This window comes from Aphanizomenon flos-aquae FACHB-1287 (assembly GCF_014698755.1).
GTDB classification, from domain to species: Bacteria; Cyanobacteriota; Cyanobacteriia; order Cyanobacteriales; family Nostocaceae; genus Dolichospermum; species Dolichospermum flosaquae.
The window spans coordinates 58,961-79,045 of the sequence record NZ_JACJTO010000004.1 but is presented as its reverse complement, the minus strand read 5'-3'; the positions used below and the strand labels follow the sequence as shown (position 1 = coordinate 79,045).

9 protein-coding genes and 1 tRNA gene are annotated in these 20,085 nt (G+C 40.1%); 5 read left to right on the top strand and 5 right to left on the bottom strand.

What is annotated here, in order from left to right; genetic code table 11:
- Positions 1-463: 463 nt before the first annotated feature.
- The 3 genes from H6G44_RS20135 to H6G44_RS03235 form a co-directional block, all read right to left on the bottom strand.
- Positions 464-4,984: an SdiA-regulated domain-containing protein gene (locus H6G44_RS20135; protein WP_190384931.1), complete on the bottom strand. Its 4,521-nt coding sequence runs from the start codon at positions 4,982-4,984 to the stop codon at positions 464-466.
- Positions 4,985-5,221: 237 nt separating this feature from the next.
- Entirely contained in the window at positions 5,222-11,356 is a 6,135-nt protein-coding gene (locus H6G44_RS03240; protein ID WP_190384932.1) for an esterase-like activity of phytase family protein, read from the bottom strand.
- Positions 11,357-12,004: 648 nt separating this feature from the next.
- Positions 12,005-12,238, bottom strand: a complete 234-nt coding sequence (locus tag H6G44_RS03235) for a hypothetical protein (protein WP_190384933.1) — start codon at positions 12,236-12,238, stop codon at positions 12,005-12,007.
- A gap of 162 nt (positions 12,239-12,400) precedes the next feature.
- Here H6G44_RS03235 and H6G44_RS03230 point away from each other — a divergent pair, with 162 nt between their 5' ends.
- Entirely contained in the window at positions 12,401-14,440 is a 2,040-nt protein-coding gene (locus H6G44_RS03230) for an NAD(P)/FAD-dependent oxidoreductase (RefSeq protein WP_190384986.1), read from the top strand.
- A gap of 64 nt (positions 14,441-14,504) precedes the next feature.
- On the opposite strand, the gene nagZ is transcribed toward H6G44_RS03230, so the two are convergent.
- Positions 14,505-15,590: a beta-N-acetylhexosaminidase gene (nagZ, locus tag H6G44_RS03225; RefSeq protein WP_190384934.1), complete on the bottom strand. Its 1,086-nt coding sequence runs from the start codon at positions 15,588-15,590 to the stop codon at positions 14,505-14,507.
- A 56-nt stretch (positions 15,591-15,646) separates the two neighbouring features.
- Entirely contained in the window at positions 15,647-16,846 is a 1,200-nt protein-coding gene (locus H6G44_RS20605) for a septal ring lytic transglycosylase RlpA family protein (protein WP_313885296.1), read from the bottom strand.
- A gap of 597 nt (positions 16,847-17,443) precedes the next feature.
- On the opposite strand from H6G44_RS20605, the gene pds reads away from it, so the two are divergent.
- The 4 genes from pds (at position 17,444) to H6G44_RS03200 (ending at position 20,060) form a co-directional block, all read left to right on the top strand.
- A complete protein-coding gene (gene pds, locus H6G44_RS03215) occupies positions 17,444-18,853 on the top strand; it encodes a 15-cis-phytoene desaturase (RefSeq protein ID WP_190384935.1) in 1,410 nt (469 codons plus the stop codon).
- Positions 18,854-18,866: 13 nt separating this feature from the next.
- Complete coding sequence (gene crtB, locus H6G44_RS03210) at positions 18,867-19,799, top strand: 15-cis-phytoene synthase CrtB (RefSeq protein WP_190384936.1); 933 nt, start codon at positions 18,867-18,869, stop codon at positions 19,797-19,799.
- Complete coding sequence (locus tag H6G44_RS03205; RefSeq protein WP_190384937.1) at positions 19,745-19,921, top strand: hypothetical protein; 177 nt, start codon at positions 19,745-19,747, stop codon at positions 19,919-19,921. The genes crtB and H6G44_RS03205 overlap by 55 nt, the downstream gene beginning before the upstream one ends.
- A 51-nt stretch (positions 19,922-19,972) precedes the next feature.
- A tRNA-Ser gene (locus H6G44_RS03200) sits at positions 19,973-20,060 on the top strand.
- Positions 20,061-20,085: the final 25 nt, after the last annotated feature.

Sequence of the window (20,085 nt, the reverse complement as noted above, 5' to 3'; positions counted from 1 at the left end):
GTTTTTAACTGCTTACTTTTGACATCTTAGCATTTTTAAAATAAAAACAAGGCTACTAAATATTCAAAACTTTCACATTATTAGTAATTATAATCATCAATTTTTCTAATATATCTGCCTTTGTAGCTATATATATTGACTTAAATCACAAAATGTGCTTATCTCCCAATTTAAAAAGATAGGATTTTTTCTCAAAATTAAGAATATAGCAGTTACCATGCTCGTGAGGTACAAAGTTTTTTAGTTTTAGGGAACAGTGCACCAGATAAGATTAATATCCTCTTCAAGTCACAAAGCTGAATATAAACTTTAGCACTCATATCACTATTTTTAAATATCTCATAACCATAGCGACAATTTTTTATACTAACTTACCTATAACTTTATTATTTAGAAAATCACTACAGCCTGATCAACGTTTATAGTTGCAAGCTGTAAATGACTGTAATCTAAACTACAGTATCTAACCAACAAAGGTAAAATTGTTAGCAGTTAGGGTACTAGATGTAATTCCTAGTAATGAAGCTAACTCAATATTTCCTACCTTAATCAAAGTATCACCACCAACTTGAGATAATGCCAAATTAGTGAACTGAGTAGCAGTAGAAATACCACCAATAACAATGACATCAGTTCCTAAAGTGAAATCAGTGACAATGTTTTTGGCTGTGGGTAACGCAGCATTAGCAATGTAAAACTTGTCAATACCTATACCACCAGTTAAGCGGTTTCCACTACCAGTACCAGCAAACAATACATCATCGCCATCACCACCAGATAGATAATCATTAATACTAGAGTAAAGGGTGTCATCTCCAGAACCACCATAGAGACGGTTATTATTGCCACTACTACGGAGAGTATCTTTACCTGAACCACCAAACAGGAATTGACCAGAACCTTCAACTACTTGCAGGTTATCATCACCCCCAGCACCGAACACATTGTTACCTGTACCACCCTGGACTACGTTAATCGTATCATTACCATTACCACCATCTACATTAGTATTACCAGCGAGACCAGTTGTACCAATATTGACAGTATCATTACCATCATTACCAAATACCTCACAATCACTATTTACATTGATAATATCATCACCGTTGCCAGCATTAATTGTCGTGTTGGGTGTGCTGGATTCTACTATATCTGCACCGTCACTTGTGAATAATATTTGACTCGATTGAATAGCAATACTGTCAGCACTAGTAGTAGCAAACTTAATTTGAGTGTGTGTGTCTGCATCAAGACTAAAACTCAAAATTGAGCGGACAGGATTAGCTGTGGATGGTTCTGGGAATGAATTTTGAGCATAGGAATTAACGCCTTGCACATTGATATTAAGAGTTTTACCATCAACAGAAATATCAAAGACAGTGTAGTTAAAAGTATCGGGAGAATAAAAATCAACCGGTTCAATTTGCGTGGGATTGGTATCATTTTCACGAACTACATTTTTGAGTCCGGGGAAATTTGCTGCTAAACCGATAGGATTAACATTTGCTGCTATCTGACCATTAGCAAGAGTATTAGCTAATGACTGGATATTAGCAAAACTATGGTCAGTAATGTTATCCGGTCCAGTAGCACCCATGGGTCCACCGACAATTGATAAAGCATTAGGTAGAAGCTTTACTACACCGTTATCCGTGTAAGTTAATTCATTAATCCGATTTTGGTGATCATCAGCGGATAAAAAGACTACATTTTTAATCCCATTATCGGCAATAAACTTGAGTAAATTGTTACGTTCTGCTCGATAACCACCAATCCATGATTTACCACTATCAGAGCCAGAACCAATTGCCCCAAGTTGGTCGATAGGACTAGATACAGCTACAAACTTCCAAATTGTACCATTATTTTGAGCGGTTAAAAGGGTTTCCTTTAACCAAGCCAGTTGAGTAGCGCCTAGTAAAGTCCGATTGGGATTATCTGCACGAGCAGCAGTATCATCTGCACCAGTAGCGGTTTTTAATCGCACATCACGGTAAGTTCGAGTGTCAGTATTTATATAAATGACATTGTCTCCCCATTGTTGTGCTAAATAAAGCTGTTGTGTACCATTGGTGCGGGGGTCATTGGGAGCAGAAATGATCTTCTCTTTAATTGGTTGATAGTCGGAATAAGCTTGAATTAGAGTTTTAAAACCAACAGTTTGGTTAATAAATGCTCCCGTTGTATTTACATCATCAGTGATATTACTAGAGCCATTACCCGACGCAGTCGCTAAAGCACCTGGTGCACCACCATTAATCAGTTGTTTATTACCTAATTCGTGGTTATCTAAAGCGGTATAATTAGCTTGAGAAATAAAGATTGTTTCTAAGCCCGCAAAACCACCATTGCTAACTGGTTGAATATTTTCTAAATATTTACGGTGGTAATCACTTAAAGCTTGAGTTGGATTTATTACTGGATTTGCAGCAGCAGGAGAACCCGTACTTGCTGTTGCATACATTGTATCTCCTAAAAAGCCAAAAAAGTCTAAATTCAGACTGTGGAAGCTTTGAGTAGAAGTATAAGGACGCATTAAACCGTCCACGTCTCCGCTAAAACCGAAGCGTACAGATGCTTCAATATTACTCTCTGGTGCGGTTTTGAATGTCCCAACATTACTAAAATTACCAGCGGCTGATTGGAAACGATAGTAATACTTAGTACCGCTCTGTAATCCTGTAGCATTTAATTTGATCGTACCATCACGATCCAGACCGTCATTGGCGCCTGAAACATTGTATGTAAAAGCTATCACCCCAAAGCTAGGATCAGTAGAAACCTGGGCTACTAAGTTAGCATTATCACCTTTTTTCGTTACAGAATCAAAAGTACGAGTCCAAAGAATCACATCATGGGAAGTAACATCTCCCGCTGCTACTCCAGAAAATCCCAGAGGATTAACATTACTATCGGTAATATTTATAGCTGCAGTTGCTGTTGTCCCTAAGTCATAGTTAGCAGTATCAACTAAAGTAATTGTGACAGTTTCGCTACCTTCAACGGTTGGATCATCTACGGGTGTAATTAGGATATCTGCAAAGGACTGTCCCGCAGCGATCGCTATAGAACCGCTCAAATTTGGTTTATAATCTGAACTTGTAGCTTGACCTGTACCTGTTTTTACTGTGTAATTTACCGTCAAGGCATTTGTAGTAACTCCAGTGCGAGTAATGCGGAAACTACCAGTATCTCCTCCCAATTCCGCTGCGTTTGCGTCTGTAGCCGAGATCGTTATCATGGGTGGAATTGTCCCCGGAGAACCAATTTCCTGGCTGGAATTGACAGCCGTAAATGCTCCATTTACCGCTGCACTACTCAGGGTTGAGATTGTTGCATTATTTACTAAAGCACTATTGTCAAAAGTGGCAAAAGGTCCCGCTGGTGAGGCTCCAAAAACCACATTAGCCTGAAGAACACCCGTAGAATTATAGATATTGACAGCATCACCACTGGTACTTAGACCTACACCTGAACCAGTGTAGTTACCGATTTGCAAGCCGACTGGGGGGTTAACACCAAACCAGTTAGATCGGAAAATACTATTAACTGTAGCTCCTTCTATAAAAATTACTGATTCACCAGCAGCAATATTAGTAACACCGCTCAAGGCAACAGCAGAGCCGAAACTGTTGGAATTATCGTCAAATTTCCAACCTGTAACATCTATGGAACTTGTGCCAGTATTAGTTAATTCAAACCAGTCCGCAGCCACTGGTGAGTTACCACTGCTCCAGGGTGCTACTTCCGTGATAAAAATACTACTAGTAACAGGAGTCTCATTAGCTATATCAGTGACAGCTAAAGTATAAACTATATTAGTATCCGGGGTACTACCAACAGTAGAATCATCTACATTGACTGTAATGCTATAGCTGGTCTTAGTTTCGTAATCTAGAACCGTTCCTGCTTTAATATACAATCCAGCGGTATCAACTTCAAAGAAGTTCGCATCAGTTCCCGTTACAGTCAGATTGTTTGTGCCTAATCCGTCATCTGTAATAGCAATATCAGCAACCTTGATTTTAGTTTTCGTACTGGTGTTTTCGGCGATACTGGCGATTTTATTGTTTAAGACTACAGCGGTGGGAGCTTGATTAGTGACTATAGATGGTGCATAGACCCAAAGCTGTGGGTGATCAATATCACCGCCGCCATTTTCGCTCACTACATACAAATAACCATCATTGTCCATGGTCAGACCTTCATGGGACTGGTCAGCAACAGATAGGGGATTACCTGTATCTGCGGTGATTGTCAGTGTACTGAAGACGTTCCCAGCCCGATCAATATTGACAATTTTGCCCGATTCTTGGCTTAAAATTAACAAGTGACTGGAATCGCTTTTAGCGTTAAGTGATGATAGGTTCGACAGTGCAAAAACATCAGCAAAGTCGGCAATACCAGCCTTGGCGGGGTCGAAAAGGTCTATTGAGTTAATTGTAGTCGCTGACCCATTACTGGCTGTTCCTGCGGTAAAATCAATGGTTGTCTGGAAAATTCCTGCTGGTGTAACTTCTTTAACAGCAATGTATCCGTTTGTCTGCGGGTCCCAAGAAATCCCTTCAATGCCAATATTGCCGATGGTTGTGCCAAGTTTAACAGTTTTAACGTTGCTCTTGGTGAGGGTTGTATCTTTGGTGTATGTGAATAAATTCGCCTGTCTATCTCGTTCTTCAATCAAGACAAATTTACCACTACCAATATAAGTAAGTCCTTCCGGGTCATAAAAGTCTGTTCCTTGGGGACTGCTACTAGGTGCTAAGGTCATGGAATCAATTAATTGACCAGTTTTTGATACTTGTACTATTGATTTACCTCCGTCACCGAGAACAAATAATGTATTAGTATCCCAATTGTAGGTGACAGCGGAGGCTTCTTGAGCTAGTAAATTATTGGCAGGTGCAGTGGTGCGTTTTGGTTCGGGTAAATCGTAGCGTCCGATTCTGGTATATTTGGATAGATCAACATTGTTTATGCTCATAAAACTCCTCTTGATTCATTATTTTTACGTAAAATACTATACAGAAATTCTCCATGTTATTAGGTACGTATCTAGCGGGCAAGATGCCCGCACCACAAGAGTTTGGTGATTAGCTTTATACCTCAAAAGAGCGGAAAATGCTGTATCATTGCCCTGGGTGGTGAGGTATATACTAATTTATTCCCTATTCCCTACCCAGAGTCAATTTCTCAGCATTTTGCTATGTCTATAAAAACACTAAGCAAAAGTGAAATTGTTAGCAGTCAGGGTACTAGATGTAATTCCTAGCAATGAAGCTAACTCCGTATTTCCTACCTTAATCAAAGTATCACCACCAACTTGAGATAATGTCAAATTAGTGAACTGAGTAGCAGTAGAAATACCACCAATAACAATGGCATCAGTTCCTAAAGTGAAATCAGTGACAATGTTTTTGGCTGTGGGTAACGTAGCATTGGCAATGTAAAACTTGTCAATACCTATACCACCGGTTAAGCGGTTTCCACCACCAGCACCAGCAAATAACACATCATCACCATCACCACCGGATAGGTAATCATTGATATTAGCGTAAAGAGTGTCATCTCCAGAACCACCATAGAGACGGTTATTATTACCACTACTACGGAGAGTATCTTTACCTGAACCACCAAACAGGAATTGACCAGAACCTTCAACTACTTGGAGGTTGTCATCACCAGCAGCACCGAACACATTGTTACTTGTGCTACTTTGTACTACGTTGATCGTATCATTACCATTACCACCATCTACATTGGTGTTACCAGCGGGACCACTTGCACCAATATTGACAGTATCATTACCTTCCCCAGTAAATACGGAAGAGTCACTACTTACAGTTACAAGGTCGTCACCATTACCAGCATTGATTGTAGCCTTAGGTGCGCTGGATTCTACTATATCTACACCGTCACCCGTGAATAAGGTTTGACTAGACAGAATAGTAATATTGTCACTACCAGTAGTAGCAGATTTAACCACCTCAGCTTGAGGTTGACCTAAACCAGGAGCTAGATTTAGCGGTTTTTCCAACTTCAACAAAATTTGTTCATTGTTATCCACTCCAGTCCGACCAACAGAGAAGGGATAGTTGTTGTCATTGGCAACCAAAATGGTATTCTTGTCAAGAACCAGAACACTCTCAATGGTTTGGAATGGGAAAACAAAGGTAGTTTTACCATCTCCATTGAGGTCGTTAGGGTCCTTAATGTTCAGTAGGTCTACTACTTCTTCCTTTGTGACATAACCATTGGTATCTGCTTTGGATAAATCAACCTTGTAAATCCGCTTAAATAAAGCAGCAGACCCTTGATTATTATCCCGTTCAATGACTAGGTACTCATTGTCATTAATGACTGTTATATCACCAATGGAGTTGGCTGTACTCTCCAGTTTGTAGTAGAGTTTTTTGTCAGTGTATTTGCGAGTAGCAATGTCAAACTCATTAATCCGCAAAGCACCAGCAGCATCACCTTGAACCGTCCCCTCCAACAGCATATAAAGCTTAGTTTTGCTGGCATTAATTGCGCCACCCTCAAAGCCCTTAGAACCACCTAGATTAGCCACAGCCGTTCCTGCCAATACATCAGGATTTTGGGGAGAACGAACTATATTATACAAGGGATCACTAACTAGTTTGTCTCTGACGGTATCTCCTGTATCAGGAAAGTCAGTGAAGAGTGCGTCTACACCTAATTGGAAGAACTGTTGGAACTCTAGCTTAGGATCACCCTTGTAATCTGCGGCTAAATACTGTCCCTCATTACGGAAGGTATAAGGATGAACCAGCAGACCCGCTTTATGAGCGTCTTGAACCAGGGTTGAGGGAGCTAATGTTGTTTTATCAGCATCATTAACTTTACCGTCTCCATTAACATCGTCAGCCTTGCCATCACTATTAGCATCAGTACCTTTAACACTGACAATCATCCGTTTCCAAGGTCCAATAGCATCAGCATATTTAGCAACATTAGCTAGACCTTCGGAAGTCCGTAAATCGCCGTAGGTAAGAGTGTTATTACTAACCTTGAAGTCATAAGGTTGACTTTCAATGATCTTGCCATTGATGTCAATATCCTTTGCATCTAAAAGTTGCACCAAGGGAATATTTACACCCGCAGCCGGCATAATAGTATCATTCAATTCCTTGAGGTTGCTAACTTCAAAAGACTGGATGAAAATACGGCTAGGATCTGTAAAATTATTTGCCTTGAGAGTATCTATGAGGATCTGACCCAGATTGCGGTTAATCTTAGTAGTTGTACCTACATAAGTAGCTTCTGAGAGTGAGTAGGTGGGATGCTTGGTTTCTGGGTAGATACCAATTTTCTTACCTGTACTAGCTTCCACTCCCTTAACTAAGGTAATAATTTCCGTCAGGGTCGGAATTTCAAATTGACCATTAAAAGACTGGTCACGGAAGGATAGGCGCTCAATTGCCTTTAATTCCTTGATTTCCGCTAAAGTAAAATCTTCCGCAAACCAACCTATAACTGATGTTCCATCTAAAACAACGGTCTTTTTCCGGTCTGCAAATTTAGCAATGGTAGCAACGTTGGTAGTTGTATTACCAGTATTTACCGTACCATCAGTATTCAAGATTGCTAAAGCAGGTTCATGACGAGCAATGAGTACGCCATCTTTTGTGACAACTAAATCAGGCTCAATAAAGTCAGCACCTTTATCAATTGCTAACTGATAGGAGGCTAAAGTATGTTCAGGACGATAGCCACTAGCTCCTCTGTGACCAAGAACATCTGGTGCTGTACCATCTAGAGTCTTAAATCTGTCAGGTGTGGCAATGGGAGCTTCTAGTAACTTACCAGTGGCATCAAAATGTAATAGGTAAGGACCAAATTCTTCTCCTACCCAAATTGAACCATCTTTATCAATTACAAAGGACTCGACATCAAAATCAGCACCAGTTAATAATCTGTCGCTAGTTCCTTCATTGGTAATTGTAAAGGGAACTTTTTTGTTAGGGTCAGAGAATTGGATATAGTCTAGGATTTTAACGCTACCATCACCGTTTTCTGCACCTTTGAAGCTGGGGTCTACACGATAAATTCGCAGTAAGTAATCTGAGCTATTGTTTTTAGCTCCGTAACCGTTATCTGGCTGGAAATAGAAAGAATTACTGTTAGCAAACTGCACAGCACTGAAACCTTGAACAGGTTGTCCAGGGAAAGGACCTGTTTTACCATTGGCTGAAATACCATTACCAGAGTTTGGACCTGGAGCAAAGGTATCCGCAGGTAAAACGGAAAACCCTACCAACTCAACATTTGGTACAGGTGAAGCCACCAATAATTGCCCACCATTTGAATGATTACCATTGAGGACATTCAACTGGTTGGGGTCTAAGCCATTGGAAATGGTAGCTTGGACATCAAATAGATAGGAACTGCGGCCAAGTTGGGAATTAGGCGTAGTTTCTTCGATACCGGATGTCTCCCAGTTTCCAAAGGAGGTGTTAAATACCGTACCTTGAGCATTCTGGTCAATTTCAAACAGGGGTTTCACGGTATCGGTAGCGATATCATAAGACCAAATACGACCATTGCGCTGTTGAGCATTGACTATTTCACCACCACGACCGGCTGTGTCCTCTTGTAGTAACAGTTTGCCGTTTTTATCAACAACGATGTTATCGTAGCTAATCCCCGTGTTAGCACCACCAGTTAGCACCAATTCAAAATCGCTAATTTCTCCTGTCGGGTCTGCTGCATTCAAGCTGAAGCGATAAGCTTTACCATAAGCATTATCCTCAGTAGTTGTACCAGGAACTTTGTCTGTATTACCAGTGGTGACAAAGTAGAAAGTACCCGGATTGTTAGGATCTTCGCTCATGTCTTCAAGACGACGGAAATTAGTAGAACGGGTGACATCATTTACCCAGTTACTCAAAGCAGTACCATCAGTCAACGGCTGGTCATCTGCACGGTTCGCCGTACCTTTGGTATCGTAAATCACTGACCGATCAACCTTAGTCCAAGTGGCCTTGACCTTTGTACCTTCCGCTAAGGTTTCGTAGTCATATCCTGTCACCTTTAGGACATACAGTTCACCGTCTTTGAAGCCATTGGGGTCTGCTCCTGTTTGATTACCTACAAACATATACAGTTCACCGTCTCCAGTATCTTCTAATGACAGTAGTACTGTTTTAGTAGAGTTAGTAGCCCGATATTGAGACGTTGCGATTACATTTTCCTTAGAAAAGCGACCAAAACCGTCTAAAGCTTGAGCAGTTCCATCCGTTGCTACAGCCCAACCACGACCGTTACCAAACTCTTCTGGGACAAAGTATACTGGGCCACCTTCAAAGCCATAAGTTGCCAAATAACTGGAACAGAAGCGACCGAAAGCAAAATTTCCTGTTTGAGTAATACCATCAGGTGTAATAGTGATCTTACTGATTTCTTGACCTTGGCTATCTACTACCTTCTCAATTAAATTCTTACCACCAATTACCCGCCAATTTTTATCAAATTGGAATAAGGAAGCCCGCGCACCAGTGATTTGTCCGGGAATGGTGCTAGAAATATCTGTTTTTGTGGTGCTGCCAAGTTCGTGGTTAACAAAGACATAGTAAGAATCAACGGTTTCATAAATGCCCAGTCCGTCAGGAATACCAGTAAAAGCGAATTTTTCGGTATTACTAGCTGTAAAAGCACCAAAACTACCTGTTAATAGAGGCACTTCATCCCCAACTGTCAAAAGTGCATTGATTCTGTAATCAACACCATTTAGCACTTTTACATAAGCAGGATCAGTGGTTATACCATTGACTACTGGCTTCTCGGCAACTTGAGGAATGGCTGCTAATAATTGTCCACCCTCTACATGAGCGCCATTGAGAATATTGGGCTGGTTCGGGTCAGCAGTGTTGTTGAGACCGTGAGCTTGAACATCGAATAAGTAGCCACTTACACCGGTTAAACCATTTTGGGGTAGTTCAACAATTCCAGAGCTTTCCCATGCACCAGTACCGATATCATAGGCAGCGCCAGCAGCCTGTTGGTTAATTTCAAACAAGGACTTCACGGTATCGGTAGCGATGTCATAGGACCAGATTTGAGCATCGCGGTTTTGGGCGGCCATGACATTACCACCAAAAGCAGTGGTGTCTTCTTGAATGGCTATTTTGCCGTTTTTGTCAATAACAATGTTGTCGTAGCTAACTCCAGTATTAGCTCCACCGTTTAATACTAATTCAAAGTTACTAATTGCACCCGTGGGGTCAGCGGCATTGAGACTGAAACGATACATTTTCCCGTAGGGGTTTTCTGCTTCTGCTGCTACTGTGGTAGTAGTACCGTCTACTTTATTATTTGTACCTGTGCTGACAAAGTAGAAAGTACCGGGATTTTTGGGGTCTTCTGCTATGTCTTCTAAACGGCGGAAGTTGGTGGAGCGGCCACTGGTATTCACCCAAGTAGATAAATCTGTACCCGTGGCCTTAGCTACATCATCAGCCCTATCTTCTGTTCCTTTGGTGTCATATACAACACTACGGTCAACCTTAACCCAAGTAGCGTTGGTTTTTACACCCTCTGCTAATGTTTCGTTGCTGTAGTCTGTAACCTTAAGAACATACAAATCACCGTCTTTGAAACCGTTGGGATCTGCTGGTGTCTGATTACCAACGAACATATAGAGTTCGCCATCACCAGTGTCTTCAGTACACAATAATACTGTTTTGTTTGAGTTGGTAGCTCGATACTGAGATGCTGCAACTACGTTTTCTTTGGAGAAGCGTCCCAAACCATCTAAAGCTTGAGCAGTACCGTCGGGTGTGACAGCCCAGCCTCGGCTGTTACCATCAGATTCTTCTGGTGCGAAGAATATAGGACCGCCTTCAAAACCACTCTCTGCTAAAAAAGATGAACAGAAGCGACCAAAACCTGGTATGGTGGATGTTAGGCTAACAATATCAGATCCATTAGTGGTAAAGGTGATTTTTCCTAATTCAGTACCCGTACTATCAACGGCTTTTTCAATTAGGTTTTTACCACCGATAACTTTCCAGTTTTTATCGAATTGGAATAGGGAAACTCTCGCTCCGGTGATTTGTCCTGTGACTGTGGTGGAAAAATCTGACTTGGTACTGCTACCCAATTCGTGACTGACAAACACATAGTAACCTGTGGCTGTCTCATAAATTCCCAAACCGTCGGGAATGCCTGTAAAGGCAAACTTCTCAGTAGCACTGGTAGTAAAAGAACCAAAAGCACCTTGTAATAAAGGAACTTCGTCACCTACGGTCAATAAAGGAACAAGGGCATATTGTGCACCTTGGGGAAGCTTATTGACGTAGGACGGGGCTGTTGTTCTTCCGTTCTGAATTGCCATTTTTAGGATATCTCCATTAAGGATTTAGCTTTTCACCAGATACTCAAGTTTTCTCATTCAATTGCTTCAACAAGAAGAAATCATGCTTCACTCTCAAAAAGAAAATATCCAAAACTTTAGTAATAGCCTTGAGGTGTCACACCCTAAGTTTTGTTTGAATGTCGACATTCTCCCCCCTCACTGTTACAATCGGATTTTCCTGTTTTTATACGTTATAAAGTATGTTTTTATACAAAAATTGGAAAATTTCCTAGGGGGAATTCAGGGACTAGCAAAGCCATGACCAGTCCCATTGTCCGACAGTTTAGGGTGTGGAAATCGGGTTAAACCGTAGATTTTGAATTTCACTTTTGCAAGATCAGCATTCAAAAAAAACTGAGGTAACACTAAATATTTTTACTAGGAGAAGATTAAGTTCAAGATAAGGTTCAAGAAATATGAGTTTAAGATATTTTAAACTGTATTTTTAATATACAGGAATTGTTAAGATGATGATAAATGTTAAATAGTGACACTTCTCTATTTCATAATTACATATAAATATCTGAATTAATACTTAATATTATGATTGTTATTTGGTAATATCTATTGAAGTATGAAGGGGTGATATTTAAAAGTGGGGAATCTGGAATGAATGTCAGAAGAGGATTAGGGGAAATCTTCCCAGGCTTGAGCGACTAACTGACTTAACCAGCGTCTTTGTTGTCTATCTAACATGGGATCATCCGCTAATAACTCTGTAGTTAATTGATCTAAGGACTGACCCTGATTACGAACAACTTTAACGACACCAGCAATTACCGCAGCTACTAATTCTTCGTCTACTGGTTGTTTTGTGAGTGCAGATATTTCTTGGGGACTGTCTGGGATAGGATAAGGCATGGCTTGTGTTTACGAAATTGACAACATGAATAATAAACTTGATAAATCATTAAAATTCTTTATTGAATCTTTATGAAGTTAATTAGCGGAGAGTGTAACTTATTTTATGCCTTTTTTTAATCTGTCGGAGTGAGTAGATTCATTATGAAATATCAGAATAATATGCAAGAACTTCTTTATTTAGAAATTCCTACACCAGATACAGTATCCGTAAGCAAATGGCTACAAACGGATTTTATGGTCGAAAATGGACAAAAGTTAATCACCCCAGATGGTTTCCGCTTGAAAAGTGCTGTTAAAAATACCACTTCTGTTGGTGGAGAACTGTCTGTATTTGTGTGGTCGGTACAACGGACAACTTATTTAAAAGTATTCCGTTGGGGAAATCAACCTTTTCCGCAGGAGGAGCTCATTCTCCAATCTTTGACAAAGGAAATTAGAATTCGCTTTCCCAATTGTTACCCAGAACTCCCTGTCATTGATGCCCAAAAATCAATTTTCACAGAGCTAGAACCCTATTATCCCCTAACTGTCAAGTATTTTCAAAAAATGCCTAATGGGGAATATGACCTCAAGCGGGCTTACTGGTGGGAGCAACGGTGGCGAGAAGGGGTAATAAATCCCCAAAAGCCTCGTGAAGTAATATTTTATCAAGGCCAAGGTCAGAAAACACCCCCTCCAGCTTCTAATTCTAGTCCTGAGTATGATATTATCTACATTGGTGGTGCTTTGGGGTCAATCCATGCAGCGGTGATGGCTAAATTGGGTTATAAGGTGCTGTTGGTGGAAAGATTACCTTTTGGCAAAATGAACCGAGAATGGAATATTTCCCGTGATGAAATTCAAAGTTTAATAAATTTGGGTTTGTTGACAAATGCTGAATTAGCAGAAATTATTTCTAGAGAGTACAAAGACGGTTTTAATAAGTTTTTTGATGGTAATAATCCTGCTTCGTTAAAATCCTCTGTTCTTCACACTCCCACAGTCCTAAATATAGCTTTAGATTCAGAAAAATTCTTGACATTATGTGGGCAAAAACTTCAGGCTGCTGGTGGTGATATTTGGGATGAAACGGAGTTTTTCCAAGTTAATATTAGTTCTACAGAAGTTACTATTAATGTTCAACATTTACCTACTGGTAAAGAAAGGCAAGTGAGGGGACGTTTATTGATAGATGCTATGGGAACAGCTTCACCGATTGCTTGGCAATTAAATGGTGGTAGGGCTTTTGATAGTGTGTGTCCAACGGTGGGAGCAGTAATTGAAAAGGGCTTTGACTCCGGGGTATGGGATTCTGAATATGGGGATGTTCTCTACAGTCATGGGGATATTTCTAGAGGTAGACAATTAATTTGGGAGTTGTTTCCTGGGGTTGGGGAAGAGTTGACAATTTATCTGTTTCACTATCATGAGGTGAATGAGAAAAATCCTGGTTCTTTGCTAGAAATGTATGAGGATTTTTTTGCAATTTTACCAGAATATCGGCGTTGTGATTTAGATAAATTGGTGTGGAAAAAACCGACTTTTGGTTATATACCAGGACATTTTAGCACAGATAGTGGCGATCGCACAATTGCAGTTGATAGATTAATTGCCATTGGTGATGCTGCTTCTCTACAATCTCCCCTGGTTTTTACTGGTTTTGGGTCTTTAGTCCGTAATTTGGAACGATTAACGACTTTATTAAATACTGCACTCAAACATGATTTATTGAGTCAGCAGCACTTAAATAAAATTCGGGCTTACCAAAGTAATGTGGCGGTAATGTGGTTATTTTCTAAGGGAATGATGGTTCCCACGAGCAAATTTATCGCCCCCCAAATGATAAATTCAATGCTGAATACTTTCTTTGGTTTATTAATAGATGAAACCCCGGAAGTAACCGACAATTTCATTAAAGACCGTTGTGATTGGTTCACTTTTAACCGTCTAGCTTTGAAAGCAGCTATGAAAAATCCAACTTTATTACTGTGGATTTGGCAATTAGCTGGTTGGCGAGATTTATTACGTTGGCTTGGTAATTATGTTAGTTTTACTCGTCATGCTTTAGTAAGTCTTGTTTTGGGAAGGTGGTTTCCGCAGTTCTTGTACTGGAATCAATCTTGGTTAGAAAATCACTTTCCAGGATTATGGTTACAGTTGTTAGTAATTAACTATGCAATTACTACAGGTAGACCAAGATTACCACCAGCATTGCGTTAGTTTTATCTATGATTAAGTAATTGGGGATTGTGGAGTTATAATACTTCTAAAATCCTTAATTCCCTCACAAACTACAACTAATAGCTAATTCCGCATTTTTGACTAATTTTTCTTTATCAAGGGTCGAAACTGAATATTGAGGAGTTACCCGCAATAAATTTTCTACTCTTTTCCGCGCAGTTTCTACAACTGCTATATCCAAACTACCATTATGCAAACTAGCAGAAAAATCCTCAGCTATTTTATATGTCCGTTCTAAAGAAGAAGAATTAATATTCCGAGAAACGATAAACAAATCACAACCAGCATGAAAAGCCCGCGTTACCGTTCCCGTTTTCATAAACATTTCTGATACAGCTTTCATATCTAAATCATCGGAAACTATCACACCTTGAAAACCTAACTCTTCTCGTAAAATATCATTTAAAATGATTTTAGATAAGGTTGCTGGCACTTCTGGGTCAATTTGCGGAAACAAAATATGTGCTGTCATAATTAACGGAATTTGCGCTTGAATTAATGTTTGAAAAGGAATTAATTCCCGGTTGTGCAAATCTTCCCGACTCAAATTTAATATTGGTAATTCTAAATGGGAATCTGTGCTAGTATCTCCATGGCCAGGAAAGTGTTTAGCACAACCTAAAATTCCCTCTTCTCGCAATCCTTGGTAATATTCCCGCACACATTGACTGGTTTTTTCTGGTGTAATTCCAAAGGCACGGGGTCCAATAATTGGGTTTTGAGGATTTGAGAAAATATCCGCAACCGGAGACCAAGAAAGATTAATTCCCAGAGATTTTAATTCTCTAGCTGTGGCTTTAGCGACTTCAAAAGCGTGAGATTGTAATAAATAAGCATGAGGAAAACGGGTAATGGGTAAAGGGGTTCGCACTACTCGGCCACCTTCATGATCTAAAGTAGTAAATATGGAGTCGCGTTCTGTATATTCGTGAACTTCATCAATCAGGGTTTTAAACTTTTCTAACCAAATTGCATAGGGTACACCGTCGAGGAAATTTTTCCCGAAAAAGATGACACCAATGGGTTTTAATTCATTTAATACCCGTTTATCATCATCATTTAAAGTAGTTCCAGAAATACCCAAAATTAGATGATTACCAAAGCTTGGTGATGATTGAGATCTTGACATAATTAGTTTGATATCAGTAAAGGATAAAGCCTTCTCTACTTTATCCTTTGAATCTGCTAAAAGTTAAAAACCAATAACTCACCTTTAGCATTAGCTATATTTTCAGTTTTTGGTGAAGATGATTTCAAAGTCATTTGTGGTGCATTTTGTTGTAAAATTACAGCTTGATAAGCTACGACTCCAGTATGTTCACTATCGAGACAACGAGCCGCTGTTCGAGATAAATCTAGGCTTCTGGGTGCAATGTAAGGTCCACGGTCATTAACACGCACAATTACAGATTTATTATTTTCTAAGTTTGTAACTTTTAAGTATGTATTAAAAGGTAGGGTGCGATGGGCAACTGTGAAATCATCTTGATTATATATTTCACCATTTGCTGTTAAGCGACCATGAAAATAGCCGCCATACCAAGAAGCTAATCCAGAAAGTTTTGTCGTTGAGAACTGTAATCCATACATTTCCATTTGTCCTTGTACCAATGTCAGAGGTTTGGCACGGAGGGCTATTCGCAAGTTATTAGTCCATTCCATGGCTAGGATATCACCGCGGCGACCAAGTTGATCAGAGAGTTTTCGACCAATTGCAAATAGTAGCCGATTACCTATCATCAGGGAAGGAGTTTTATCAACTAAACCTGGTTGTAATTGTTGAGGTTTTGCTGTGGATGATCTAATTAGTTGAATTAAGCGTTGTTCTAAGGATTTAGCTGTAATTTGATCAGGTAGTCTGGCAAAAAAACTGTTATTAACCCATACCTCATAAGATGGGGGACGCTTTACAATCAATACAGGTGAGTAATCATAGCTCCCATTGAGATTCACTGGATTGTTGATGACATTAAAGAAACTTTTAAGTGATTGTAAAATAGTAGAAGGTGATAAATCTACTTTGCGACTCCTAACTTGTGTAACCACTGGTGAAAAGTTATTAACACTTTGCAAGTGGTATTGTGTAGCTATATTTTCTGGCACAGGGTCACAAAATTGTGTTTCTTTTGCTGATAGGCCTATCAAAGATGCAGCGATAGGGCTATCTTGGTATGATGATAATCGCCTAGTTATCCAATCAAATGTGAAAGCAGTTTTTGATGTTAAAGTTTTTTGCCAAGCACTTTTATGTTGTTTAGCAATCGCCAGAAATTGAGCTTGTGGCTTAACTAATTTGACTGGAAATTGTGTGGGATATCCTTTAGCTATTAAACCCATTGATAAATTCGCTATCAACACCAAAGCACTACCAGCAAAGGATTTCACCCATATTATTCCCGTTGATATCATAGTTTATTTATTCTCCAGTAGATGCAGTATTCCTAGAGAAATAATCTCCAGGCTGATAAAAAAAAGAGTTTTATTGAACAAAGAACAAATTTTTTGGAATTACATAACTTCTATGCGTTTTCAGATTTAATTAAAATTAAAATGTGTGGGATCATCATATACCGTAATTGGGACTTAAATCAACAAAAATTTTAAATTTAGTTTTGAGGTATTACTAATATTTCCATTAATTTTGCTGATAAATGCTGATTGATCCTGCCATTTAGTTTACTAACTTACATACGTATATTGCCTATCAATACTTAATAAAAAACCAGTTTTTCTATTTGTGACAAGCAGTTAAGCAAAATATACACTGATTGATATTGAGTCGTGAATAACACTAAATATTTTTCCGTGAAGAAAAATTTGTGTTAATTTCCGGACTGAAAATTAGGGTAAAATAAGTGGTTAGCGGAAAATTTTGGGAAAATCTTAGTCAGCAATTGGACTAGAATCGCTAAAGGTAAAGGATTGCAACGTATAATGAGAACGACAAAACAGTTAAGAAATATTGAAGAATAGTAGGTTTAAATGCGCGTAGCAATCGCGGGAGCGGGACTAGCAGGACTTTCCTGTGCAAAATATCTCACGGATCTAGGTCACACACCTATTGTTTTGGAGCGCCGAGACGTAGTAGGGGGAAAGGTGGCTGCGTGGAAGGATGCTGATGGTGACTGGTACGAAACAGGACTGCACATTTTTTTTGGGGCCTATCCCAATATGTTGCAGTTATTCAAAGAATTGAACATTGAAGATCGATTGCAGTGGAAACAACACACAATGATCTTCAATCAACCAGAAGCACCAGGAACTTACAGTCGATTTGATTTTCCAGATTTACCAGCACCGATAAATGGTGTCATTGCCATTCTTAGAAACAACGATATGCTGACCTGGGCGGAGAAAATCAGTTTTGGTATCGGATTAATACCAGCCATTCTCCAAGGACAAAAGTACGTGGAAGAAATGGACAAATATTCTTTCCGGGAGTGGTTGCAAAAACAAAACATCCCCCCCCGGGTAGAAAAAGAAGTATTTATTGCCATGTCCAAAGCATTGAACTTCATTAACCCAGAGGAAATTTCTGCCACTGTCCTCTTAACAGCCTTGAACCGCTTTCTACAAGAGAAAAACGGCTCAAAAATGGCCTTCCTGGACGGTTCACCCACAGAAAGATTGTGTCAGCCAATCATTGACCACATTACGGAAAGAGATGGTGAGGTGCGTCTGAATGTACCTTTAAGAGAGATTTTACTCAATGAAGATGGAACAGTTAAAGGATTCCTATTACGCGGCTTAAACGGGGCAGAAGATGAGATCCTGACAGCGGATATTTATGTATCTGCCCTACCCGTTGACCCTTTAAAGCCGATTTTGCCCAATGCCTGGAAAGAAATGCCATTTTTCCAAAAATTGAACGGTTTAGAAGGTGTGCCAGTGATTAATGTTCATATCTGGTTCGACCGCAAATTAACAGATATTGATCATCTGCTATTTTCTCGGTCTCCACTCCTGAGCGTCTATGCTGATATGAGTAATACTTGCCGTGAATATGCTAATTCTGAGCGGTCTATGTTGGAATTAGTTCTAGCGCCAGCCGCAGATTGGATATCTAAATCTGATCAAGAAATCGTTGCTGCAACAATTACTGAGTTAGAAAAACTCTTTCCTCAACACTTTGGGGGAGATCATCCTACTAAAATACTGAAATATCATGTGGTGAAAACACCGCGTTCAGTTTATAAAGCTACCCCAGGTCGCCAACAGTACCGCCCTTCACAGCAAACTCCCATTTCTAACTTCTATCTGACTGGGGATTATACAATGCAACGCTATCTCGCCAGCATGGAAGGGGCTGTACTTTCTGGTAAACTAACAGCGCAGGCCATATCTCAAGCGCTGACGGTAGCAAATCCCTCTAACCTGCAAATGCCAACCTGACCGCCCGCCACGAATGTTGCAACTGCCTGATTCCCCCCCGCGCATGAAAACGCTGGTTTCTATAGATGAGTCATACACCCTTTGCCGGGAACTGACAGCTAAGTACGCTAAAACTTTTTATTTAGGTACAATGCTAATGAGTCCGGCCAAGCGTCAATCTGTTTGGGCAATTTATACCTGGTGTCGCCGTACAGATGAGTTAGTCGATGGTCCTGCCTCTGCTATCACCACGCCAGAAACCCTAGAACTATGGGAAAAACAACTGGAGGCGATTTTTGCAGGATGCCCCTTGGATAATTATGATGTAGCGTTAGTAGATACCCTTCAACGCTTTCCGTTAGACATTCAACCCTTTCGGGATATGATCGCCGGTCAGCGCATGGATTTGTATCGCAGTCGCTATCAAACTTTTGAGGATTTATACCTCTATTGCTACCGAGTAGCAGGAACTGTGGGTTTGATGTCAACCACGATTATGGGCGTAGATAATAGCATCTATACAGCCCCTTGGTATCACAGCCAACAGCCCTATCTTCCTATAGAAGAAGCGATCGCCTTGGGAATTGCTAACCAACTCACGAACATTCTCCGTGATGTTGGTGAAGATGCCCGTCGCGGTAGAATCTATATTCCTCTAGAAGATTTGGCTAAATTTGATTACACCGAGGAAGAATGTATTCGCGGCGTAGTGGATGACCGCTGGCGTTCACTTATGCGATTTCAAATTGATCGCGCCCGCAAGTATTACATTCAAGCGGACAAAGGTATTAGTTACCTGGCTGCTGATGCTCGGTGGCCTGTTTGGTCTGCATCTATGCTCTATGAGCAGATTTTAGAGGTGATTGAGCGCAATAACTATGATGTGTTCAGTCAACGAGCTTATGTTCCCCAATGGAAAAAGTTACGTACGTTACCAGTAGCTTGGATGCGATCGCAAGTGCTATAGCTTGGTCATTGGTCAGTGGTCATTGGTCATTGGTCATTGGTCATTGGTCATTGGTCATTGGTCATTGGTCATTGGTCATTGGTCATTGGTCAGTGGTCATTGGTCATGGAATTTATTTATAAAATAACTATTGACAATCTCAAAAACTTCTGATAACATTGTTAAACATGATTGGAGAGGTGGCTGAGTGGTCGAAAGCGGCAGATTGCTAATCTGTTAAGGGATTATATCCCTTCGAGGGTTCGAATCCCTCCCTCTCCGTTTCTCGACGGGTGCGTTATAACTT

Excerpts from the sequence above, each read along its gene's own strand:
- H6G44_RS03205 (WP_190384937.1), top strand. The coding sequence starts at position 19,745 with ATGGAAAAAGTTACGTACGTTACCAGTAGCTTGGATGCGATCGCAAGT.
- crtB (WP_190384936.1), top strand. The coding sequence starts at position 18,867 with ATGTTGCAACTGCCTGATTCCCCCCCGCGCATGAAAACGCTGGTTTCT.
- nagZ (WP_190384934.1), bottom strand. The coding sequence starts at position 15,590 with ATGTCAAGATCTCAATCATCACCAAGCTTTGGTAATCATCTAATTTTG.
- H6G44_RS03235 (WP_190384933.1), bottom strand. The coding sequence starts at position 12,238 with ATGCCTTATCCTATCCCAGACAGTCCCCAAGAAATATCTGCACTCACA.
- H6G44_RS20135 (WP_190384931.1), bottom strand. The coding sequence starts at position 4,984 with ATGAGCATAAACAATGTTGATCTATCCAAATATACCAGAATCGGACGC.
- H6G44_RS03240 (WP_190384932.1), bottom strand. The coding sequence starts at position 11,356 with ATGGCAATTCAGAACGGAAGAACAACAGCCCCGTCCTACGTCAATAAG.
- H6G44_RS03230 (WP_190384986.1), top strand. The coding sequence starts at position 12,401 with ATGCAAGAACTTCTTTATTTAGAAATTCCTACACCAGATACAGTATCC.
- pds (WP_190384935.1), top strand. The coding sequence starts at position 17,444 with ATGCGCGTAGCAATCGCGGGAGCGGGACTAGCAGGACTTTCCTGTGCA.